At 71.1% G+C, this 21,177-nt stretch carries 17 protein-coding genes and 4 pseudogenes; 13 read left to right on the forward strand and 8 right to left on the reverse strand.

Annotation, left to right across the window (positions count from 1 at the left end; genetic code table 11):
* Positions 1–11 precede the first annotated feature (11 nt).
* Positions 12–167 (reverse strand): annotated as a pseudogene (locus OG625_RS36390) (hypothetical protein); the annotation flags it as partial.
* On the opposite strand from OG625_RS36390, the pseudogene OG625_RS36395 reads away from it, so the two are divergent.
* From OG625_RS36395 to OG625_RS36415, 5 genes and pseudogenes are all read left to right on the forward strand, one after another.
* Positions 152–1,051 (forward strand): annotated as a pseudogene (locus tag OG625_RS36395) (5-methyltetrahydropteroyltriglutamate--homocysteine S-methyltransferase); the annotation flags it as partial. The pseudogenes OG625_RS36390 and OG625_RS36395 overlap by 16 nt on opposite strands.
* 322 nt (positions 1,052–1,373) lie before the next feature.
* Positions 1,374–1,853, forward strand: a complete 480-nt coding sequence (bfr, locus tag OG625_RS36400) for a bacterioferritin (protein WP_329389523.1) — start codon at positions 1,374–1,376, stop codon at positions 1,851–1,853.
* Between the two features lie 127 nt (positions 1,854–1,980).
* Complete coding sequence (locus OG625_RS36405) at positions 1,981–3,042, forward strand: iron ABC transporter substrate-binding protein (RefSeq protein WP_329389524.1); 1,062 nt, start codon at positions 1,981–1,983, stop codon at positions 3,040–3,042.
* Between the two features lie 59 nt (positions 3,043–3,101).
* Positions 3,102–4,613: an ABC transporter permease gene (locus tag OG625_RS36410; RefSeq protein ID WP_329389526.1), complete on the forward strand. Its 1,512-nt coding sequence runs from the start codon at positions 3,102–3,104 to the stop codon at positions 4,611–4,613.
* Between the two features lies 1 nt (position 4,614).
* Positions 4,615–5,691 carry an ABC transporter ATP-binding protein gene (locus OG625_RS36415; RefSeq protein WP_329389528.1) on the forward strand — a complete coding sequence of 359 codons (1,077 nt, stop codon included), beginning with the start codon at positions 4,615–4,617 and terminating at the stop codon, positions 5,689–5,691.
* A gap of 217 nt (positions 5,692–5,908) precedes the next feature.
* Here the strand turns inward: OG625_RS36415 and OG625_RS36420 are convergent, their stop codons facing one another.
* Positions 5,909–6,487: a TetR/AcrR family transcriptional regulator gene (locus OG625_RS36420; protein WP_329389531.1), complete on the reverse strand. Its 579-nt coding sequence runs from the start codon at positions 6,485–6,487 to the stop codon at positions 5,909–5,911.
* Between the two features lie 76 nt (positions 6,488–6,563).
* On the opposite strand from OG625_RS36420, the gene OG625_RS36425 reads away from it, so the two are divergent.
* The 5 genes from OG625_RS36425 to OG625_RS36445 all read left to right on the forward strand — a co-directional run bounded on the left by OG625_RS36425 (position 6,564) and on the right by OG625_RS36445 (position 13,742).
* Positions 6,564–7,532 carry an NmrA/HSCARG family protein gene (locus tag OG625_RS36425; RefSeq protein ID WP_329389532.1) on the forward strand — a complete coding sequence of 323 codons (969 nt, stop codon included), beginning with the start codon at positions 6,564–6,566 and terminating at the stop codon, positions 7,530–7,532.
* Positions 7,529–8,410, forward strand: a complete 882-nt coding sequence (locus tag OG625_RS36430) for a TIGR03620 family F420-dependent LLM class oxidoreductase (protein WP_329389534.1) — start codon at positions 7,529–7,531, stop codon at positions 8,408–8,410. Before OG625_RS36425 ends, OG625_RS36430 begins: the two co-directional genes overlap by 4 nt.
* 572 nt (positions 8,411–8,982) lie before the next feature.
* The gene (locus OG625_RS36435) at positions 8,983–11,025 is read left to right on the forward strand and encodes a calcium-binding protein (protein WP_329389537.1); all 2,043 of its coding nucleotides are present in this window, start codon (positions 8,983–8,985) and stop codon (positions 11,023–11,025) included.
* A 952-nt stretch (positions 11,026–11,977) separates the two neighbouring features.
* Complete coding sequence (locus tag OG625_RS36440) at positions 11,978–12,256, forward strand: hypothetical protein (protein WP_329389539.1); 279 nt, start codon at positions 11,978–11,980, stop codon at positions 12,254–12,256.
* Positions 12,257–12,473: 217 nt separating this feature from the next.
* Complete coding sequence (locus OG625_RS36445; RefSeq protein WP_329389541.1) at positions 12,474–13,742, forward strand: ATP-binding protein; 1,269 nt, start codon at positions 12,474–12,476, stop codon at positions 13,740–13,742.
* A 3-nt stretch (positions 13,743–13,745) separates the two neighbouring features.
* On the opposite strand, the pseudogene OG625_RS36450 reads toward OG625_RS36445, so the two are convergent.
* A pseudogene (locus tag OG625_RS36450) lies at positions 13,746–14,012 on the reverse strand (hypothetical protein); the annotation flags it as partial.
* Positions 14,013–14,057: 45 nt separating this feature from the next.
* Positions 14,058–14,375 carry a hypothetical protein gene (locus OG625_RS41480; protein WP_443067925.1) on the reverse strand — a complete coding sequence of 106 codons (318 nt, stop codon included), beginning with the start codon at positions 14,373–14,375 and terminating at the stop codon, positions 14,058–14,060.
* Between the two features lie 270 nt (positions 14,376–14,645).
* Between OG625_RS41480 and OG625_RS36460 the strand changes: the two genes are divergently transcribed.
* Positions 14,646–14,870, forward strand: a complete 225-nt coding sequence (locus tag OG625_RS36460) for a methyltransferase (protein WP_329391256.1) — start codon at positions 14,646–14,648, stop codon at positions 14,868–14,870.
* Between the two features lie 248 nt (positions 14,871–15,118).
* Here the strand turns inward: OG625_RS36460 and OG625_RS36465 are convergent, their stop codons facing one another.
* The 4 genes and pseudogenes from OG625_RS36465 to OG625_RS36480 form a co-directional block, all read right to left on the reverse strand.
* Positions 15,119–16,591 (reverse strand): sialidase family protein, encoded by a 1,473-nt coding sequence (locus tag OG625_RS36465; protein WP_329389543.1) that lies wholly within the window; start codon positions 16,589–16,591, stop codon positions 15,119–15,121.
* A gap of 557 nt (positions 16,592–17,148) precedes the next feature.
* Positions 17,149–17,355, reverse strand: a complete 207-nt coding sequence (locus OG625_RS36470; RefSeq protein ID WP_329389545.1) for a hypothetical protein — start codon at positions 17,353–17,355, stop codon at positions 17,149–17,151.
* A 355-nt stretch (positions 17,356–17,710) separates the two neighbouring features.
* Complete coding sequence (locus OG625_RS36475) at positions 17,711–17,986, reverse strand: hypothetical protein (RefSeq protein WP_329389546.1); 276 nt, start codon at positions 17,984–17,986, stop codon at positions 17,711–17,713.
* 425 nt (positions 17,987–18,411) lie between these two features.
* Positions 18,412–18,880 (reverse strand): annotated as a pseudogene (locus tag OG625_RS36480) (transposase); the annotation flags it as partial.
* A gap of 112 nt (positions 18,881–18,992) precedes the next feature.
* Here OG625_RS36480 and OG625_RS36485 point away from each other — a divergent pair.
* Both OG625_RS36485 and OG625_RS36490 read left to right on the forward strand, forming a co-directional pair.
* Positions 18,993–19,199 carry a hypothetical protein gene (locus OG625_RS36485; protein WP_329389548.1) on the forward strand — a complete coding sequence of 69 codons (207 nt, stop codon included), beginning with the start codon at positions 18,993–18,995 and terminating at the stop codon, positions 19,197–19,199.
* A gap of 552 nt (positions 19,200–19,751) precedes the next feature.
* Positions 19,752–21,143, forward strand: coding sequence for an MFS transporter (locus OG625_RS36490; protein ID WP_329389550.1), 1,392 nt, complete (start codon positions 19,752–19,754; stop codon positions 21,141–21,143).
* Positions 21,144–21,177: the final 34 nt, after the last annotated feature.

A 21,177-nucleotide genomic window follows, 5' to 3' on the forward strand; every position in this document is an offset into this window, starting at 1 on the left:
GAGCGCCAGGTCTTGATGCGCTCCTCGTACCCGGCGGTGTCGGTGCGTCCGGCGCGCAGGTCGGCGCGGGCCGTGCGCAGTTCGCCGGTCTGCGGGAAGGAACCGATGGCCGTGGTGGGGAGCACCGGGAGTCCGAGGTGGGCGCGCTGGGCGGCGGCCCGCCGAGATCCGCGAGGTCATCGCCTTCCAGGAGAAGACCGGCCTCGACGTCCTCGTCCACGGCGAGCCCGAACGCAACGACATGGTCCAGTACTTCGCGGAACAGCTCACCGGCTACCTCGCCACCCAGCACGGCTGGGTCCAGTCCTACGGCACCCGCTACGTCCGCCCGCCGGTCCTCGCGGGCGACATCTCCCGCCCCGCCCCGATGACCGTCCGCTGGACCACCTACGCCCAGGCGCAGACCGCCAAGCCGGTCAAGGGCATGCTGACCGGCCCGGTCACCATGCTCGCCTGGTCGTTCGTACGGGACGACCAGCCCCTCGGTGAGACCGCCCGCCAGGTCGCCCTCGCCCTGCGGGACGAGGTGACCGACCTCGAAGCGGCCGGCACCTCCGTCATCCAGGTGGACGAGCCCGCGCTGCGTGAAACGCTGCCACTGCGCGGCGTCGACCACGCCGATTACCTCGCCTGGGCCACCGAATCGTTCCGCCTCACCACCAGCGGCGTCCGCCCGGACACCCAGATCCACACCCACATGTGCTACGCCGAGTTCGGCGACATCGTTGAAGCCATCGAGAACCTCGACGCCGACGTCATCAGCCTGGAAGCCGCACGCTCCCACATGCAGGTCGCCGACGAGCTCGCCGGCGCCGGCTATCCACGCGAGGTCGGCCCGGGCGTCTGGGACATCCACTCTCCCCGCATCCCCTCAGCCGAGGAAGCGGCGGCTCTCCTGCGCAAGGGACTTGAGGCGATCCCCGCCGAACGGCTCTGGGTCAACCCGGACTGCGGCCTGAAGACCCGCGGCCGGCCCGAGACCCGTGCGTCCCTGGAGGCTCTTGTCGAAGCGGCCCACCAGGTCCGCGCGGACGTCTCGCCCGGCGCCTGATGCCCCGCGCGGCCCTCGCCGGCTGACCGGGTGGTGGACTTGGTCCAGCCCAGCCTCGTCGGCGGGGCCGCGAGCGGCGCCTCGGCCTCGGCCTCGCCCGCGGCCGTCGCCGGCGCAGACCGGATGACCGACGTGGTCCCAGCTCCCGCTCCCCGGACTCGCGCCGCGCTCAGTGCGGCGCTCGTAACGCGCAGATACCGGCCGGTAGGGGCGTTGGGCGCCTTGAACGGCAGGGGCTATCGTCGAAAAAGGGGTGGCCATGGAGTCCTGGGCCGATGCGAGGAGCAGTGGGGAGTCGGCCTTTCTGGAAGGGCGGCGTGTCATGCAGGGCGACCCCGAGGTCCTTGAATTCCTCAACGAGCAGCTGACCGCGGAACTGACCGCGATCAATCAGTACTTCCTCCACTCCAAGATGCAGGAGAGCTTCGGCTGGACGAAGCTCGCGGCGTACACGAGGCACGAGTCGTTCGACGAGATGAACCACGCGGAATCCCTGACCGACCGCATCCTCCATCTCGATGGCCTGCCCAACTATCAGCGGCTCTTCCACGTGCGGGTGGGGCAGACGGTCACGGAGATGTTCCAGGTGGACCGCGAGGTCGAGGTCGAGGCGATCGATCGACTCAAGCGCGGCATCGACGTCATGCGTGCCAAGGGTGACGTCACCTCGGCGAATCTCTTCGAATCGATCCTGGCCGACGAGGAGCATCACATCGACTACCTCGACGCGCAGCTGGAGCTCGTCGAGAAGCTGGGTGAGCCCCTCTACATCGCACAGTTGATCAACCAGCCCGAGAGCTGACCCGCCGCGTCGATTCACCCGCGCGCCGCGTGAATCCAACCCTCCCCTACATCTAAGGTTAGGCTGTCCTTATATAGGCGATATGCCCAATCTGTAGCCGTTTGTTCGGCAGCGGAGGAGTGGGATCGTGCGTACCCCCGGAATGCGGCGCCTCCTTGCAGCGACCTTTGGCGGCCTGCTGGCCCTGGGCGTCACGGCGTGCGGATCGGCAGAGGGCGACCAGGCGGAAGCCGGCCCAGCCGCTGGCTCCGACAAGAAGATCACCGTGTACAGCGGCCGGAGCGAATCGCTGGTCAAGCCGGTGCTGGAGGACTTCCGGAAGGCCACCGGTATCGCCGTCGAAGTGCGGTACGGCGATACCGCCCAGATGGCGGCCCAGCTGCTGGAGGAGGGGGAGCGGAGCCCGGCGGATGTGTTCCTCGCCCAGGATGCCGGGGCACTGGGGGCCGTGACGGCGAAGGGATTGTTCGCCCCGCTGCCGGCCGAGGTGCTGGAGAAGGTGCCGGAAGAGTACCGGGCGGAGAACGGCGAGTGGGTCGGAGTCACCGGCCGGTCCCGCGTCATGGTCTACAACACCGACCAGGTGCCCGCGGCCAGTCTGCCGAAGTCGGTCTTCGAGCTGACCGAGCCCCAGTGGAAGGGCAAGGTCGGCGTCGCGCCGACCAACGGCTCGTTCCAGGCGTTCATCACCGCGATGCGCGTGGAGCACGGCGACGAGAAGACCGAGCGCTTCCTGGCGGGGCTGAAGGCCAACGACGCCCAGATCCGGGAAGGCAACGCACCCATCGTCGCGGACGTCGACGCCGGCAGGCTCGCCACGGGGCTCGTCAACCACTACTACGTCTACGAGCTGGCCAAGGAGAAGGGCACCACCGTCGACGCCCTGAAGGCGAAGAACCACTTCTTCCCGAACGGAGACATCGGCTCCCTCGTCAACGTCTCCGGCGTGGGCGTGCTCGACAAGTCCGCGGGGGATCCGGACGTGCGGGCCTTCGTCGACTACCTGCTGGGCCGCGAGGCGCAGACCTACTTCGCCGAGAAGACGTACGAGTACCCGCTGGTGGCCGGAGTCGACAGCGCACCCGGCCTGCCCAAGCTGTCCTCCCTGAACGCGCCGGACATCGACTTGGGCGACCTGGCCGATCTGGAGACCACGATCAAAATGATCAAGGGATCGGGGCTGGTCTGAGCATGGCGTCGTCGTCGGCCCTCGCCCGACGTCGGGTGCGGCGGCTGGTGCCGCGTCCGATGCTTGCGGCCGCCGCGACGCTCGCGGTGGGCGTCGCGCTCATCCCGTTGGTGTACCTGGGCGTGCGGGTCGGCGAAGCGGGCTGGGGCCGGATCACCGATGAGCTGTTCACGGCGCGCACCGCGGCTCTGGCCGTTCGGAGCGTGGCGCTGGCGGCGGTCGTCACCGTGGCGTGCACCGTCTTCGGCGTGGCCGCGGCCTTCCTGGTAACGCGTACCGACGTACCCGCGCGGAGGCTGTTCGGGGTGCTCGCGGCGCTGCCGCTCGCCGTCCCCAGTTACGTGGCCGCCTTCGCCTGGGTGTCCACCGTCCGGGACTTCGAGGGGTTCTGGGCCGCCGCACTCGTCCTCACGCTGGTCTCGTACCCGTACGTCTACCTGCCCGTCGCGGCCGCGCTGATCGGCGTGGACCCGGCACAGGAGGAGGTATCGCGTTCGCTGGGGCGCGGGCCGTGGCGCACGGCCGTCGGCGTGACACTGCGCCAGGTACGCCCCGCGGTGGGCGCGGGCGCGCTGCTCGTCGCGCTCTACGTACTCTCCGACTTCGGCGCCGTCTCCATCGTCCGCGTCGATGTCTTCACGCGGGCCATCTTCACCGCGATCAACCTCGGCTTCGACCGCACCGGCGCGCTCGTGCTCGCCACGGGCCTCGTCGCGCTCACCGTGCTCCTGCTCGTGGCCGAGCAGGTCACCCGGCGGCGCGGCGCCCGTTACGCCCGGCTCGGCGGAGGCGCGCCCCGCCCGCCGGCCCGGCTACGCCTCGGTCCGCTGCGGTGGCCGGCGGTGCTCGGCCTCACCGGTGTGATCGCGGCGGCCCTCGGCGTGCCCGCGGCCAGCCTGCTGCGGTGGTCCGCCGAGGGCGTCTCACGGGCCGGGTCTCTCGCCGAAGTCGCCACCGCGGCGCGCAACTCACTGGGAGTGGCGCTGCTCGGCACGGGCCTGACCATGGTGCTCGCCCTGCCGGTGGGCCTGCTCACCGCCCGCCTACCGGGCCCGCTCGCCGTCGGCCTCGACCGCCTGGCGTATCTCTCGCACGCTCTGCCCGGCCTGGTCATCGGCCTCTCCCTCGTGTTCTTCGGCATCAACGTGGCCTACCCGCTCTACCAGACCGTCTGGCTGCTCGCGTTGGCGTACGCGGCGCTCTTCCTGCCCCTTGCCATCGCGGCCGTAGGCGCCGCCGCGGCGCAGGCGCCACCCGTCCTGGAGGAGGTCGCGCGCTCGCTCGGCCGCGGGCGGGCGTACGTACTGCGCACGGTGACCGTGCCCCTGGCCGCACCCGGCATCGGCGCCGGGGCGGCGCTCGTCTTCCTCACCTGCATGAAGGAGCTGCCCGCCACACTGCTGCTGCGCCCCACCGGACTGGACACACTCGCCACCGGCCTGTGGACGCACACCTCGGTCGCCGCGTACGCCGCAGCTGCGCCCTACGCCGCCCTCCTGGTGCTCATCGCCGCCGTGCCCACTTGGTGGCTGTCGGCGCGCACCGGAGTGCTCACCCGCGGAGGCGGCTGACGTGGCGGAACTGCGCATCACCGACGTCCACAAGGCCTACGGTCGCATCCAGGCGCTGGCCGGTGTGAACCTCACAGTCCGCTCCGGCGAACTGATGGCCGTACTCGGTCCCTCCGGCTCGGGCAAGACCACGCTGCTGCGCTGCATCGCCGGCTTCGAGACACCGGACGAGGGCGAGATCAGGGTCGACGGCCACCGGGTCGCCACCGCCGACATCTCGGTGCCGCCCGAGCGGCGACGGATCGCGGTCGTCCCCCAGGAGGGCGCGCTCTTCCCGCACCTGTCCGTCCTCGGCAACGTCGCCTACGGACTGGACCGGGCCGCCCGCCGGGCCGGCCGGGCATCCGCCGTACTGGACCTCGTCGGCCTGTCCGGTTTCCAGGACCGGATGCCGCACCACCTCTCCGGCGGCCAGCAGCAGCGCGTCGCGGTCGCCCGCGCTCTCGCGCCCCGGCCACCGGTCGTGCTCCTCGACGAGCCCTTCAACGCACTCGACGCCGCCCTGCGGGCCGAACTGCGCCAGGTCGTCTGGCAGGCCCTGCGCGCCGACGGGGCGACCGCCGTCCTGGTCACCCACGACCAGGCCGAAGCCCTGTCGATGGCCGACGAGGTCGCGGTCATGCGAGACGGCCGGATCGTCCAGAGCGGACCGCCTGAACGCCTCTACCACGCGCCGGCCAACCCGTGGGTGGCCTCCTTCGTCGGCGACGCGGTCTGGCTGCCCGCCGTACTGGACGGCGACCGGGCGCACACCGCGCTCGGCGCCCTACCGGTCCTGAACTCCGAAGGCGCCGCCCTGCCACCCGGTCCGCTGCGCGTGCTCCTGCGACCGGAGCAGATCGCACTTGCCCCGGCCGGGGCTCCGGACACGGTCGCCGCGACGGTCGCACGGCGCGACTTCTACGGCCACGACGCGGTGCTCGCCCTGCGCCTGGCCGACGGAACCTCCGTGGCCGCACGGATCTTCGACCCGACCGCGGCCCCGCCCGCCGTCGGCGACGAGGTCTCCCTTCGCGTCCATGGCACCGCACATCCCTACCCGCTCAGCGGACACCCGGGTTCTCCTCGGGAGTGCTGAGCCGGTGCTGGCAACGACAGTCCTTGTTGGCGCGCACCGCGTCGGCGATTGCCCTGCACGCGACTACGCCGACGTTCTGGTATCTCGTCCGGGCGGACGCTGGGGATCGGGGCGATGCTCAGCCCCGACTCGTTCCCCTTCCACCCAGGTTCGTTGGTGCGGTCGCAGCCCCGGACGCTGCGCCCCACTGCTCGCGAACGATCGCTGAGCGCCGGGGTCAGCGCGTGCGTACGCCGTCGATGGCGATCGCCAGCAGGAGGTCGGCTTCGGCCGGGCCGTCGACGTCCTGCTCGGTGGCCAGCGCGATGGCGCCGACGAGCTTCAGCAGCCGGGTGATGGTGATCTCCGGGCGTACGGCGCCTGCCGCGCGGGCGCGTGCGAGGAGGGCGTCCCCGGCGGTGGTGATCATGTCGTGGCAGCTCTCGCCCGGCGCCGGTTCCGCGTCGGGCTTCAGCGAGGCCCCCAGGCCCCGGTTGGCCACGGCGTGCGCGCCGACGGCGCGGAGCCAGGTAGCCAGCGCCCGACCCGGGTCGGGTTCGGCGAGGAGCTCGTCCGCCCGCGCACACAGGGCCTCCACCCGGTCCTTGAAGACGGCCTCCAAGAGCGCCTGCCGGGACGGGAAGTGGCGGTGCAGGGTGGCCGATCCGACTTCGGCGCGGCGTGCGACCTCCTCCAGGGAAGCGTCGGCGCCGTACTCGGCGATCAGCGCACCGGCTGCGGCCACGATCTTCTCGACGTTGCGGCGGGCGTCGGCGCGCAGCGGCCGGCGGGGCGGGACGGCGGCGTCCTTCGGCACGGGTGCTCCTGAAAGCTTGATAAACGGGGTGGCCCTCCATATCGTAGCGAACGAGAAACGGAGGGCCACCCCACTTATGGGACGGCTCCCCTTCCGCACGGACTCCATGGAGAAGAACGTGAAGCTGACGCACAAGACCGTTGTGGTGGCGGGCGCGACCGGCCAGCAGGGCAGGGCCGTGACGCACCACCTGCTCCGCGACGGCTGGCAGGTCCGCGCGCTGACGCGCGACCCGGACGGACCGCGGGCCGCGGCCCTGGCTCGGGCCGGCGCACAGGTGGTGCGGGCACAGATGGAGGACGTCGGCTCCCTGAAGGCCGCGGCCGAGGGCGCCTGGGGCCTGTTCAGCGTCCAGCCCACCGTCGGTTCGCCCGGCACCGCACCGGACTTCACCGCCGAGGACGAGGTGCGCTGGGGTGTCAACGTCGCCGAGGCCGCGCACGCTGCCGGCATCGGGCACTTCGTCTTCACCTCGGTCGCCGAAGCGGACCGGCACCTCGAGGAGAAGCTGCCGGTGAACCTGGTGACCAAGTGGCGGATCGAGCAGCACATCGCCGCGCTCGGCCTGCCCGCGACGATCCTGAGGCCTGTCTCCTTCATGGAGAACTTCACCGGCGGATACGCGCTGCGGGACGGAAACCTGTCCACCGGTCTCGCGCCGGAGGCCCCCCACCAGATCATGGCCGTCGACGACGTCGGCGCCGTGGCCGCGCTGGCGTTCTCCCGACCCGAGGAGTGGATCGGCCGGGCCGTCTCCCTGGCCGGGGACGAACTCACGCCGGTTCAGATCGCCGCGGCCATCGGACAGGCGCTCGGCAGACCGCTCCCCTACGTCCGGATCCCGATCGACCGGATCCGGGCCCTGAGCGAGGACTTCGCCTACGCCAACGAGTGGCTCAACGAACTCGGCTACCGCGCGGACATTCCCGCCACCCGAGCGGTCCACCCCGGCACGATGGACTTCCACACCTGGCTGGAGCGCACCGGCGCGTCCCGGATCGCCGAGTTCCTCGAGTCCGCGCGCGCAGCCGGGCAGGACGCATGAGCGCCCGGACTCACGGCCTCGGGCGCGTGGGGATCTGGGCGGCGGACTTCGACCACCTCTCCGCACCCGAGGTTCGCAAGGCGGCCGCCGCGGTCGAGGACCTCGGCTTCGGCACCCTGTGGTTCCCCGAGACCACGGGACGCGAGGCGATGGCCCAGGCCGCGATCCTCCTGTCGGCCACCCGACACATCACCGTGGCCTCCGGCATGACCGACATCTACGCCCGGGACCCGGTCACGACCTCCGCCGCCCAGCGCACCCTGGAGGAGGCCTTCCCCGGACGGTTCCTGCTCGGTCTGTGGGAGAGCCACCCCAGCCTGGCCCAGGACATCCGCGGCCACCGCTACGGCCCGCCCCTGGCCACCATGCGCTCCTACCTCGACGTGCTGGACACCGCTCCGTTCGGGCCGCCCGGCACGGCCGCCTCACGGAACCGCGTACTCGCCGCCCTGGACCCCGACATGCTCGCCCTCGCCGCCGAACGCGCCAGGGGTGCAACGGTGCTGGGCATGCCCGTCGAGTACACCCGCGCAGCCAGGACCGTCCTGGGAGACGAGGGCTTGTTGGCCGTCACGCAGCTCTGCGTGCTCAGCCAGAACCACTCGGACACCGCTGACCTGGCACGCACCACAGCCGCGGCCGCCCTGCCGAACCGCCGCGACCTGCTGCCAGGACTCGGATACGGGAATCCGGACGCGCTCGATGGCCGACTGGTCGGCGCGTTGGTGGCCCACGGGAGTGCCGAGGACGTAGCCCACCGCGTCCAAGAGCACTTCGACGCCGGAGCCGACCACGTAAGCCTCCACCTCGGGACCACCACACCCGACTTCCCGGCCGTACGGCAGTGGGAGCAACTCGCGATGCACCTCCCACTCTGACCTGGCGTACCCGCGCAGGAACAGGGCGTGAAAGCGGAACCCTGAGAACGAGGCCCATGGTCGTCACCCACCTTGGCTGGGTGAGACGTTGTGCCTCCAGGGACACCAGCGCCAGAAGGCGATCCGCCCTGTCGGCCGACGGGAAGTCGCCGCCGGGGAACGCGGCGTAGCGCCCGACTGCTGTGCCGTTGCCGGCGAGCAGGATTGCTGTCGCCGACAGGATCACGACGCCTGCACGCCGTGCTCGGACAGCACCCCGACCGCCCCCACCGCGGCGCCCAGCGAAGGCCCGGCAACAAAACACCGAGGGCCAGCCGTTCCTCCGCCCTCGCAGAGTGATGCCATAGCCGCTTGGTCTCACGGGAGTGGGTAACTCGCCTGTCGGACACCACGGTTGTCGCGGACGTAGGCCGCTGCGGGTCCCAGGGGTCCCGCGCGTTCCCTCGTAGGGGTGGTTCCCGGGGGCCAGTGGGCGCAGTACGGCACGGCCCGCGGGCCCGCGGCGGGCGGGGGCGGTACGAAGCTCTGCGAGTGCTTCCCGCTGACCGCCCGACCCGGAGGTTCGTACGCCCATGCGCCTTGCCCGTCCGACACCACATCGCAGACGCTGTTCCCGGGCCGGGATTCCGGCCGCCGCGGCGCTGGCGCTCGTACTCGCTCTCCCCGGAACGGCGCTGGCCGCCCCCGGCGACCTGGATCCGACCTTCGGGTCCGACGGCCGGGTGACCACTGTCGTCGGCGGGTACGCGGAAGGCCACGACATCGCGCGGCAGGCCGACGGCAAGCTGGTCGTGGTGGGCGCGAGCGACGTCGGCTTTGCGCTCGCCCGCTACAACGCGGACGGCAGCCTCGACCCCACCTTCGACGGCGACGGCACAGTGACCAGCAGTTTCAGCGGCGGCGGCGAAGACGTGGCCAACGCTGTGGCGATCCAGCCCTCGGACGGGAAGATCGTCGTGGCGGGCACCACCGCGGTGTACGAGGACGGCGGAGGCTGCTGCTTCTTCTCCGTGGCCCGGTACAACACCGACGGCAGTCTGGACACGGGCTTCGGCGACGGCGGCCTGGTACGGGTCGCCGAGTTCGGCGGGTCGGCGGACGGCGCGGACGTGGCGGTACAGCCCGACGGCAAGATCATCGCCGCGGGCAAGCCCGGTGGCGGCGGTTTCGCGCTGGTCCGCGTCGACACGAACGGAAACCTGGATCCGAGCCTCGGCGGCGACGGCGCGGTGGTCGCGGGCTTCACGGGGGTCTTTCCCCAGCAAGACAGCGGCATCGCCCGCGGCATGGCCCTCCAGCCGGACGGCAAGATCCTCGCGGTCGGCTACGTGGGCGACACCTCCTTCGACATCGGCGTGGCCCGCTACCTGCCCAACGGCACGCTGGACACCACCTTCAGCGGTGACGGCATGGTGACCGCGGACTTCGGCAGCTACGAGTTCGGCCACGCCGTGGCGGTGCAGCCGGACGGCAAGGTCGTCGCCTCGGGTGCCGGCGGCGCCGGCTTCGCCCTCCTGCGCTACAACGCAGACGGCAGCCCCGACAGCGGCTTCGGCACCGGCGGGCGTACCTCGGTGGCGTTTCCCGGTGACGGCGGAATCGCGTACGGCATGGCGCTCCAGCAGAACGGGAAGATCGTCCTCGCCGGCCGGGCCGACGACCCGAACAGCCAGGAGGCCAACGACTTCGGCGTGGCCCGCTTCAACCCGAACGGCACCGTGGACACCGGCTTCGGCGGCGACGGGTTCGCGGTCACCGGCTTCGGGGACTTCGACGAGGCCCGCGCGGTACTCGTACAGCCGGACGGCAAGATCGTCGCGGCCGGCTACGGGGCGGGCTACGCCTTCGCCCTCGCCCGCTACCAGGGCGGCGACGGCACCCCGCCGCCTCCGCCCCCGCCGCCGGCGACCGCGGACCTGTCGGTGACGAAGACCGGTACGGCCACCGTGAGCATCGGCGACCGTGCCACCTACACCGTGACGGTCTCCAACTCCGCGACCTCCACGGCCACCGCCACGGGCGTCACGCTGTCCGACACGCTCTCCGGAGCTGGCGCGACCCTCATCTCCGCCACTACCTCCCAGGGCACCTGCACCACCACCGCCACCCAGGCCAACTGCGCCCTCGGCTCCCTGGCCCGCGGCGCGAGCGTCATCGTGACGGTGACGGCCGAGCCCCGCGCCACCGGCACGCTCACGAACACGGCCTCGGCCACCGCCACCCAGCAGGACCCGGCGACCTCCAACAACACGGCCGTGGCGACCAGTTCGGTGAACAACTCCCGCGGCTGCACGATCATCGGCACCAGCGGCGCCGACACCCTGAACGGCGGCTACTTCAACGACGTGATCTGCGGCCTCGGCGGCAATGACACCCTCCGGGGCGGTTACGGCAGCGACACCGTGCACGGCGGCTACGGCAACGACAACATCGACGGCGGATTCGGCGACGACACCCTGAACGGCGGACCGGGCAACGACACCCTGACCGGCTACTACGGCAACGACCGCCTGACCACCACCGACGCCGTCTCCGGCAACGACACCGCCAACGGCGGCATGGGCTCCGACACCTGCACCACCGACCCGGGCGACATCCGCATCAGCTGCCCCTGACGACCCTTCGACTCCGGAAGCCGTCGCCGCCCTCCGCGGCGACGGCTTCCGCGTGCCCCCAGGGGGGTGCGCTCAGGCGGCGTACGGGCTCCGAGGACCGCGACGCCGGCGACCATCCGGACTCCCGGAACAGCCCGGTCTCCAGACCCACCGCCGCCCGGGCGTTGACCGGGCGGTCCAGCTAGCGGTGCACCTCGGCCGTACTCACCTCCAGCGAGCCCTCGCACGCGGTCTGCAAAGCAGGCCGAACTGCGCCTTTCCGGCGAGGGCCTGTCGGAGGCCTCCGAGTCTTCATGGTGGCCGTGTCCGCGGTGTGGTGGTTGGCCACACAAGGCGGTGCCCGATTGTGATGCTCCGGCACATACGCCGCCTGACCTGCGGGCTCCTACGGTGTGGCGACACGGAACGTCTCCGCGATCACCTGGAAGTGGTGCACATGGTCTCCCCAGCAACGGCTGCGCCGGCACGATCGGGCATCGGGCGCATCATCGGCGCCAGCCTCATCGGCACCACCGTCGAGTGGTACGACAACTCATCCGGTCTGCGCTATGACCTGTGCCTTCCCGTCCCTGGAGGCGGGAGAACCAGCACCGAACCAGCACCGGAGTGGAGAGCGCTGGTTCTCGACGGCTGATGCCCCTGTGTTGGTGCACCGTGGGCAGTGCTTCCGGGGTTGTCGATCGTCACGTACGGTCATGAATCGGAAGCTCGGGGGTGTCGTCCATCAGGGCGACGCTACGGCGAGGCGCCAGGTCTTGGACTCTCCGGCTGTCACGGACGGCTCTGGGTGGTCTCTCGCCCGAGGCTGCGGCCGGCTTGCGGTCTGCGTGGGAACCAGGCCCGCATTTGACGGTGCGGGCGGGAAGGAAGCTCTCGGGCGCCTTGATCCGGTCCTGGTCGGCGGAGGTGGAACCCTGCCTTCAAGGAGGGGCCGTTCGACGGGGAGGAGGCAGTGACCGCTGTGGTAGTCCAGATCCAGGACGAGGACGAGGACGAGGCCCAGTGGATCGTCAGCTGTCTGGTCGCCCTGCAGCTGTTCGACAGGGGGGACACCCGGTTGCGTCTGGAGATGTACCTCTGGCACTGCGTCTCGCTCGTCACGGAGCACCCTGTGAGACTCGACGGGCCGCTCGTCTGCCGGGGCGGATGGCTCGTCGGGCGGTCATCGGGGGCACCTGGTGTGTGCGGGGACGATGCGCTCCTGACCTGCACGAACAGCTACGGCACATGACCAGTCGCCGAACCGTTCCGCCATTTTCGGGAAACCCTCGTCCTGCCGCGCTGCCTTCAGCTGCACTGTCAGTGGCTACGGGCAGCGTCCACCCCGCATGGATTCGGTCACTTCAATCCGTGTCGCGGAGCCGGCTGATCGGGCGTGTGGCCCCGTCGCGCGCGTCCTGAGCGGATCGGTTGATGATGGGAGTACGGGCGAACGCGCGGAGCTGATCATGACGGGTTGGCGTGTCAGGGACTACACCCAGGACGATCTCGAAGCGGTGATCCGAGTAGACGCGGAGAGCGGCACGGCCGAGGAGCCACCGCTCTTTCCGCTCTCGGACGCCGTGGCCGCCCTCCAGGCCCTCCATCCGGCGGTGGTGGCCACGGCGGACGAGGTGGTGGTCGGCGCCGCGGTGAGCAGGGTGGAGGGTGACAGGGCGTGGATCCTGCGCATCTGCATGGCGCCCGCCTGGCGGCACCAGGGCCTGGGCAGCGACCTGATCACAGCCCTGGAGCACCGGTTGTTCGCCGGGGGCGTCCGTACGGTGCACGCGGTCCTGCCCGACGGCGAGACCGGCGCCGCCGCCTTGGACAACTGCGGCTTCGGAGCCCGCCCGGGCCTGGTCTTCTTCGAGAAGCGCGGGCAGGTGACGCCGCAGGCGGTCGGCATGCTCTCCTCGCTCGGAGCGGAGCTGCCGCCCGGGGGCCTGTGGCAGAAGGTCGCGGGCATGCAGAGGGAGAAGCAGCTCATCGAGCGGCGCCTGGTCCTGCCGCTGGCCCACCCGGGACTGGCCGCCCAGCACGGGGTGGAGCCGCCGCGGGCGGTGATGCTGTTCGGGCCGCCCGGGACCGGGAAGAGCACGTTCGCGCACGCGATCGCCAGCCGCCTCGGCTGGCCCTTCCTCGAACTGTTCCCCGCCCGGCTGGCCGCCGAGTACGGGCTGGCGAGCGGGCTGAGCCGGCGCTTCGACGAGATCGCCCAGCTCGACCACGTACTGGTCTTCATCGACGAGGTCGAGGAGATCGCCGGGACGCGCAGCGGCGCGGACGCGACCGCGGTCGGTGTCGTCAACGAACTGCTCAAGGCGATCGTCCGGTTCCGGAGCCAGGACGGCCGGCTGCTCGTCTGCGCCACGAACAACGTGACCACCCTCGACTCCGCGTTCCTTCGGCACGGCCGTTTCGACTACGTGCTGCCGATCGGCCCTCCCGACCACCGGGCCAGGACCGCGCTGTGGGAGAGCTACCTGGTCCGAGCGGGTGCGGAGGCCGACAGCGCGGCGCTGGCGTCCGCCAGCGAGGGGTTCACTCCCGCCGACATCGCCCACGTGGCGCGCACCGTGTCGCAGGTCCAGTTCGAGCGTACCTTCGACACCGGAACCCGGACCCGCCCCACCACCGACGACTACCTGGCCACCATCGGCGACACCAAACCCACGGTCAGCGCCGCGATGGCCCAGGAGTTCGCCCAGCAGACCGAGACGTGCGCCCGTATCTAGGCCGCGCTCTTCCTCCTCGGCCTCCATGCGCCGGATTCCCTCGTGCGTGAGGGTGACCATCGCGGGGGTGTTGCCCGGTTCCCAGTCGACGGTGATCAGGCCTTCGCCCGCCAGGTAGGTGCAGGCGGCGGCCAGGTCCTGTTCCGGTACGTGGAGGTCGCGTCGCAGCTGTGCTCCGGTGATGCCGAGGAGGCGGTTGCCTTCGACGGCTTCGTACAAGACCCGGAGCACCTGGTCGCGGTAGGTCTTGCGTTCGCGCAGTGTGGCCATGACCGCGTCCTTTCGTGTGCAGGGTGGGCTTCGGGGCCGGGGCTCTCAGGTCTCGTCGGAGTGGGCGCCAGCGCCGACGGGGGTCCTGCTGGCGGCCAGCCAGGGGCGGGCGGGGCCGGCGGGTGTTGCCGTGTCCACGGTGAGGTGGAGGCGGGTGTCGCCGTCGAGGCCGGGATAACTGCGCTGTTCCGGCCCGGCGAAGCAGTGGCGAAGCGCCTCCGCTACCGCTCGGGCGTACTCGCCCGACGTACCGCCACCCGCCCCGAGAACCTCGCCACGCTCCTGCGCTACCTCACGATGCTCGACGTCGTGGCCGAGGACGCCGAAGACGCCGAGGAAGAGGAAAGCTTCCGCCTCACCCAGCTCGGCGCCCTGCTCCGCGCGGACTCCCCGGACACGATGCGCCCGCTGGCCCTGATGTACGCGGGCCCCTTCTACCGGTCCTTCGCCGCCCTCGACCACACCGTACGGACCGGACAGCCGGCCTTCGACCACCTCTTCGGCGAGAACCACTTCGACCACTTCGCACGCGACCCCGAACTCGCCGACCTCTTCGACCGTTCCATGGCCGCCAGTTCGCGCATGTTCCAACCGCTCCCCGCCCACCCCGTGATCACCACCGCGGCCCGCGCGATGCCCGCCCACGCCGACCTGCTCGTCATCGAACGGCTGCTGCCCGCCGACGGTTCCCCCTCGCTGGCCACGGCCTTGGACCTCCACATGATGTGCAACGTCGGCGGTCGTGAACGCCGCGGCGAGCACTACGCCCGACTGCTCGCCGACGCCGGACTGGAGCTGCTCGACCACACCCCCCTCCCCCTGGAGGCGTACGTCCTGCACGCCCGCAAGGCCCGGTAGGCGAGGCCCGCCGGGTGGTGGGCGGCCCCCTCTGCAGGGCCGTTGCCTGTCGGCCGCTCCTTCGCGAAGTGGAAACCGGGGACACGGGAGACACCGTATCGATCGAACTCCTCGGCGTCAGTGGAGAGGTGTACTTCGACACCATCGAACGGGTCGAGGCCCGACCGGGAACGAGGTTGGGGCTTGCCGGGGCCGAGGCCCCGTCTGCAGCCGTCGGCGGTCGGGCCGGCCGACGGCGTCCGCGTCGGTCACCGGGTGGGGAAGCTGCCGGTGTACACGTCCGTACGGTTCTGTGGTGCGTCAAAGTTGGTCTCGGTGAGCACCGCCCGCACTCCCTTCCCGTCTGCGACCAGGCCTTGGTAGTCGCCGAGGAAGTAGCCCCCGGCGAACGGCGCCTGCAGCCAGTCGGAGACCCGTGAGATCCGTCGTTCGGTCCGGAGCTCCGGGTTTCCGTGCCGCAGTGTGACCAGCTGATAGGCGGTTGGCAGGGTGGTGGTGTTGCCCGGCTTGAGGAAGCGCAGGTCGTAGTAGGTGAGTGAGACCGTGCCCCGCTCGTCGACCGCGATCGACGGGGAGAAGGCCGGCACGTCCTCAGGGCTGATCAGCTCCGGGGTGCCCCAGGTGCGTCCGCCGTCGGTGGAGCGCACGAGCTGCACGGAGTCGAACCTGCCGCCGGAGAAGTCCGAGCCCTCGTAGGCCATGTACAGCGTGCCTGACTTGGGGTCGACGGCCGGGCTGGGAAGGGTGGCCGCGGCGCGCAGCAGTTTGGTGGGGTCGTTCGGGTGGACCTCCGGTACGGAGGTGTCGCGGGCCACGGTGGACGGGGCGCTCCAGGTTTCTCCGGCGTCGGTAGAGGTGACCACCTCGTAGTGGGCTGCGGTGACCGTGCTCAGGTCGTCGGAGTAGGTGATCCGGTCGAAGAAGTCGTACAGGGTGCCGGTGCGCCGGTCTACGACGATCACATGGCCGATGGTCTGGGTGTTGGGCACGGCGCCGGTGTCGACGAACCGCCGGGCCTCGCTCCAGGTGCGGCCGCCGTCGCGGGTGAGCGAGATGTAGCCGGGACCGTCGAGGGAGCTGGGGCCGGGCGGGTCGTTGTCGAGGCGGTTCCAGACCTGGTAGGCGGTGCCTTCGCGGATCGGGTCGGCGGTGAGCGAGGGCTTGTCGTTGAAGAACGGCTGCTCGTCGACGTGGGTGGTGGTGAGGTTCTGCCAGGTGCGGCCGCCGTCGTGGGACGTGGCGGCCAGGAGGGCGCTGCGGGTGCTCTTCGTGAAGTCGACTCCTTCCCCGCTCGCGTAGACGGTGCCGTCCGGGCCGGTGCTCACCCAGGGGTCGGAGGCCCGTTCGTAGTCGGCGCCGCCGGGGGCGCACAGACTGAACGGCAGCGTGCTCCGGTGGAAGGTGCGGCCGTCGGTGGTCCAGGAGGCCACCAGACCGCGGGCGGCGCCGTCGTTCCAGCGGTCCTGCTGGTAGACGGTGACCACGCGCTTGGGGTCGCGCGGATCGACGGACAGGTACGGCTCGACCTCGGTGCCCGGGTAGACGACGCTGTCGGGGGACCTCGCGCCGATGGTGCAGTCCGCGTACGGGTCTCCGTGGGACACCTTGACCAGTGGTGTGCCGTCGGGGTTCCGGTCTGCTGCGGCAGGGGTCGTGCCGGTGACCGTGACGAGCAGGAGCGCGGCGGTGGTGACGGCGGTCAGGGGCAGAAAGACGCGCATGCGGGATCTCCTCCGGGCCTGTCGGCCGGGGCACGGGACCGCCGTCATCGGGGCGGCCTGGGGCGCGGAGGCGTACCGGAACGCGAGGGTGGGGCGACTCCGCTTGGTCCTTTTCGGCGTTGCAGCCGATGCCCTTGATGGGCCGAACGACGGAGGCGCCCCCGGGGTCGTCGAGGAGCACGGCGGAGCCGACCGGCGGGTGCACCGTGCCGGTCGGCTCCTTGGTCGTGCTGTTACGGCGCGCTCTCGTAGGTCCCCGGAGAGGGCCGCGGGCCGCGTGCCGGTTGGCGAAGGAAATGCGAACGAACTCGTCGGTCACTGTATGACGACATGGACGAGGCCATTCAGGACGGCGGCGAGCGCGGTGTTCAGGACGGCGTGGACCGTCTCGAAGCGGTGACGGTCTTGGCTTCGAGACGGTCGGCGTCCACCATCGAGTGCCGCGGTGTCGGGACGGGCGCGGGCGATCTACCCAACGGTGGACCGGGGGCCGTCACCCCATTCGCACCGCGCCGGGTGCACCGGCCGGACTGGTTGCCCAGGCGTGCGCCGACCGGTCAAGTGATCTCCGGCTTGGTCCCGTCAGGCAGCGCGCAGTAGTAGCTGGCGTAGGGGCGTGCAACGACCTGTCCGCCGGCGGCCGTGCAGTCGTCTCTGGAGATGTTCGGAGACGAGGCGGCCCCGGCGCTGACAGCGCCGACGGCGCTCACGCCGGCAAGGGTTGCCGCGGCCAGGGCGAGGCCCAGGATTCTTCGCATGCGCATGACTTCCTCCTCCTCTCAGGCGCCTTCGTTCGGCCTTCGGGAAGGACAAGTCTCAGGACGACGGCGCCCTCTTACTCAGCATGGGCGCTCCGCATGAGGCCCGCGAGGCGAGGCTGGGCGCCGTGCCCGGGTGGGCACTGCCCGGCCCCGGAGAGGTATGACGTCACCGGCCGCGACGGGCCGCATCGGTACGCTGCGTGCGCGTCGGTAGAAGCGGGGCGACGTCGATTTCCTTGGCGTCGAGACCGCCCACCGGGGCCGCGTTGTGTCCGGGCAGGCCGGGGGTTGGGGAGAAGACGGGCCGGCCGTACCTGCCTCCGGCCGGTGCCGGCGGGCGGCTGCCGACCAAGGTCCTCTAACGCGGTTCGCCGGCCGCGGCCCGGCAGGCAGCGGTCGCGGCGCCGCCCGCCACTCCGGCCTCGGTCAGCCCGGTCACACAACTCTGCAGGTCTCCGACCACGCCACGGCTGCAGGCCGCTGTGACGGAGTCGGAAGCGGTGGCACCGGCCAGTTCGGCCATCTGTGTGCAGGCGGGGATGTCCGCCCGGGCCGCGGGAGCGGCGAGGACCGCACCGCCGAGGGTGAGGGTCAGGCCGGTGAGGGCACCGGCGATACGGGTCGACGTGCGCATGGGACGCACCTGCCTTCCGGGTTGGTCGCGCGGTCCTGGTTCCGGCGGGCCGGATCCACGCGGTAAGGCCGCCTGGCTACGCTCGGTGAGCGGTGCCCCGGCCAGCGGGCCCACAAGCTGACGGCACGCTTCTGCGTCGCTTCCATTGAGCCGCGCCGGGACATGGTCGCCAGGCCGGAGGAGAGGGTCGCGGACCGGATGGGACGCACTCGGACCTCCACTCGCGGGCCCCTCACTCCAGCGTCGCATCCTCTCTCCCGCCCGTCCTGGGCACCCGGGGGGCGGCCGCGCTGAGTAACTGCGATTGCGGCTCGGCCGGGGAGAGCGAAGCCCGGCAGGGCCGCGAGGGCGGCGCGGCCCATGCCGGTCTGTTGTCGGGGAACTTGGCTTCCAGAGTGTTCAGGACGTGGGCGGACGTGGGCCATCTGGGTGTGGACCGCTTCGCGGTCGGGTTGTTCAAAGACGGTCCGCAGCAGGGTCGCGACCCAGGGCTGGGCGGATTTGGGGACCTGGGAGAGCAGGTTGCGGGCGTAGCGGGTGCGGCATCGCTGCCGGGACGCGCCGGGCAGGACCGCTCCGATCGCGTCCACGGGGCCGGTGTGGGAGTCGGAGATGACGTGCTGGACTCCGGTAAGGCCGCGGGCGACCGGAGGCGTCATCCTCGGCCGTGGCGACATCGACCCCGAGGATCTCGCGCTGCCCGCCGCTGTTCACGCCGACGCCGACGCCGACGCCGACGCCGACGCCGACGCCGACGCCGACGCCGACGCCGACGCCGACGCCGACGCCGACGCCGACGCCGGCGCCGACGGCGACGAGCGCGTGGACGTTGATGATCCGGCTGCCTTCGCGGACCTTCTGGGTGAGGGCGTCGAGCCAGACGAACGTGTAGGGGCAGACTCTCGGGTGCCGGCATTCACCCGAGTGACCCAACATGACGTGCCACCCACATGGGTGAGAAGCTGACTAGTGCCCCAATCGAGGCAATCCGTGAAAGGGGAACTAAATGCGCATTCGACGAATCCTAGCCGCCGTCATTGCCACGGTGGCCCTCGCCGGACTCGGCCTCACAGGCGCCGCCACCGCCACCGCACAGGGTGCCCCATCCGTAGTCACCCCTTCTGAGTGCAAGCAGGGCGGCGGAACGCCCGCGATCAATGAGGCGGGCAACTACTGCAAGGGCGGTACGTACGACGGGGAGCAAGTCGACTAAATCCCACAAGGCGCCCCGCAGCCACGCGCCGCGGGGCGTTCCCGCGCGTGAAAAGCCGGGAGAGTCGCATGGACTGTGCCGACCCGTTGGGCACGCCAGGTCCGAGTCGGCCCGGAAGCACGAGGCGGGCGGGAGCTCCCGAATGCGGTCGCGCGCGAGCGCAGCGAGCCGCCGAGCCGGAGTTCGGCCGGGTGCAGCTTTCGGTGTCGGCATACGTTCGCCTGCGACGGGATTGCCGGGGGACACCGCGTGGTGAACCTCGCGCACGGCGTGGCCCGCGGTCCGGCGTCCGCGCAGGGCGATCAGGACGACCACGGCGATGACGAGGAGCAGCAGGGAAAGGGAGGTTGCGACCTCTGTGGTGTCCTCGAGGAGGAAGACCTGCAGGCGGAGTGTCTGGGTGACGCCGGGGAGGTTCGTGTCGGCGGTGTGGTGGTTGGCCACACAACGGGGTGCGCGATTGTGATGCTCCGGCACATACGCCGCCTGACCTGCGGGCTCCTACGGTGTGGCGACACGGAACGTCTCCGCGATCACCTGGAAGTGGTGCACATGGTCTCCCCAGCAACGGCTGCGCCGGCACGATCGGGCATCGGGCGCATCATCGGCGCCAGCCTCATCGGCACCACCGTCGAGTGGTACGACTTCTTCCTCTACGGCTCCGCCGCCGCGCTCGTCTTCAACAAGCTGTTCTTCCCCAGCAGCGAACCGCTCGTCGGCACCCTCCTCGCCTTCCTCACCTACGCCATAGGCTTCGCGGCCCGCCCGCTCGGCGGCGTGGTCTTCGGCCACTACGGCGACAAGATCGGCCGCAAGAAGCTGCTCGTCCTCAGCCTCGTCATGATGGGCGGCGCCACCTTCGCCATGGGCCTGCTGCCCACCCACGCCAGCATCGGCGTGGGCGCCCCGATCCTGCTGACCGTGCTCCGCCTGATCCAGGGCTTCGCGCTCGGCGGCGAATGGGGCGGTGCCGTCCTGATCGTCTCCGAGCACGGCGACGACAAGAACCGCGGCTTCTGGGCCTCTTGGCCCCAGGCCGGCGCCCCCGGCGGCAACCTGCTCGCCACCGGCGTCCTCGCGCTGCTGGCCGCCGTCCAGTCCGACGAGGCCTTCCTCGCCTGGGGCTGGCGCATTCCCTTCCTGCTCTCCGGGGTCCTCGTCGTGATCGGCCTGTGGATCCGGGTATCGGTCTCCGAATCGCCCCTCTTCCTCGAAGCGCAGGCCAAGGCCGCCGAGCAGGCCGCCGCGGGCGTCAAGGAGAAGCTCCCGGTGGCCGAGGTGTTCCGGACGAACTGGCGGGGAGTCCTCACCGCGATCGGCACCCGTCTCGGCGAGAACGTCTCGTACTACATCCTCACCGCCTTCCTCCTCGTCTACGTCACCGCCCACCTCGGACTGTCCAAGAGCGACGGCCTGAACGCCGTCCTCATCGGCTCCGCCGTCCACTTCGTCACCATCCCGGCCTGGGGAGCCCTCTCCGACCGCATCGGCCGCCGCCCCGTCACCCTGATCGGCTCGATCGGCATGACCGGCTGGGCGTTCGCGTTCTTCGCGATGCTGGACACGAAGTCGTTCCCCGCGATAGCCGCGGCCGTCACCATCGGACTCCTGTTCCACGGAGCCATGTATGGCCCGCAGGCGGCCTTCATCTCCGAGATGTTCGACACCAGCGTGCGCTATTCCGGCGCCTCGATGGGCTCCCAGCTCGCCTCCATCGTCGGCGGCGCCCTCGCCCCGATCATCGCGGTCGAACTCCTCAAGGAGTACGACGCCTCCCTGCCCATCTCGATCTACCTGGCGGCCGCGGTCGTCATCACCACCCTGACCGTCCTCGTGGCCAAGGAGACCCGCGGGCGCAGCCTGTCCCAGGACCACGCCCCGGCCGGCGCCGCGCTCCCCGGAAGCCGACGGCCCGATCAGCAGACGGCCTCCACGTCCGGGTGAGCCGCCCGCCCCCGTACCGGCCCGGTCGGGGCGA

The organism is Streptomyces sp. NBC_01351 (assembly GCF_036237315.1).
In the GTDB taxonomy this organism is placed as follows: Bacteria; Actinomycetota; Actinomycetes; order Streptomycetales; family Streptomycetaceae; genus Streptomyces.

What these genes read in the sequence shown, in the direction of transcription:
- bfr (WP_329389523.1), top strand. Translation starts at nt 1,374, where the DNA reads ATGCAGGGCGACCCCGAGGTCCTTGAATTCCTCAACGAGCAGCTGACC.
- OG625_RS36410 (WP_329389526.1), top strand. Translation starts at nt 3,102, where the DNA reads ATGCTTGCGGCCGCCGCGACGCTCGCGGTGGGCGTCGCGCTCATCCCG.
- OG625_RS36425 (WP_329389532.1), top strand. Translation starts at nt 6,564, where the DNA reads ATGGGACGGCTCCCCTTCCGCACGGACTCCATGGAGAAGAACGTGAAG.
- OG625_RS36430 (WP_329389534.1), top strand. Translation starts at nt 7,529, where the DNA reads ATGAGCGCCCGGACTCACGGCCTCGGGCGCGTGGGGATCTGGGCGGCG.
- OG625_RS36435 (WP_329389537.1), top strand. Translation starts at nt 8,983, where the DNA reads ATGCGCCTTGCCCGTCCGACACCACATCGCAGACGCTGTTCCCGGGCC.
- OG625_RS36445 (WP_329389541.1), top strand. Translation starts at nt 12,474, where the DNA reads ATGACGGGTTGGCGTGTCAGGGACTACACCCAGGACGATCTCGAAGCG.
- OG625_RS36460 (WP_329391256.1), top strand. Translation starts at nt 14,646, where the DNA reads ATGCCCGCCCACGCCGACCTGCTCGTCATCGAACGGCTGCTGCCCGCC.
- OG625_RS36465 (WP_329389543.1), bottom strand. Translation starts at nt 16,591, where the DNA reads ATGCGCGTCTTTCTGCCCCTGACCGCCGTCACCACCGCCGCGCTCCTG.
- OG625_RS36470 (WP_329389545.1), bottom strand. Translation starts at nt 17,355, where the DNA reads ATGCGCATGCGAAGAATCCTGGGCCTCGCCCTGGCCGCGGCAACCCTT.
- OG625_RS36475 (WP_329389546.1), bottom strand. Translation starts at nt 17,986, where the DNA reads ATGCGCACGTCGACCCGTATCGCCGGTGCCCTCACCGGCCTGACCCTC.
- OG625_RS36485 (WP_329389548.1), top strand. Translation starts at nt 18,993, where the DNA reads ATGCGCATTCGACGAATCCTAGCCGCCGTCATTGCCACGGTGGCCCTC.
- OG625_RS36490 (WP_329389550.1), top strand. Translation starts at nt 19,752, where the DNA reads ATGGTCTCCCCAGCAACGGCTGCGCCGGCACGATCGGGCATCGGGCGC.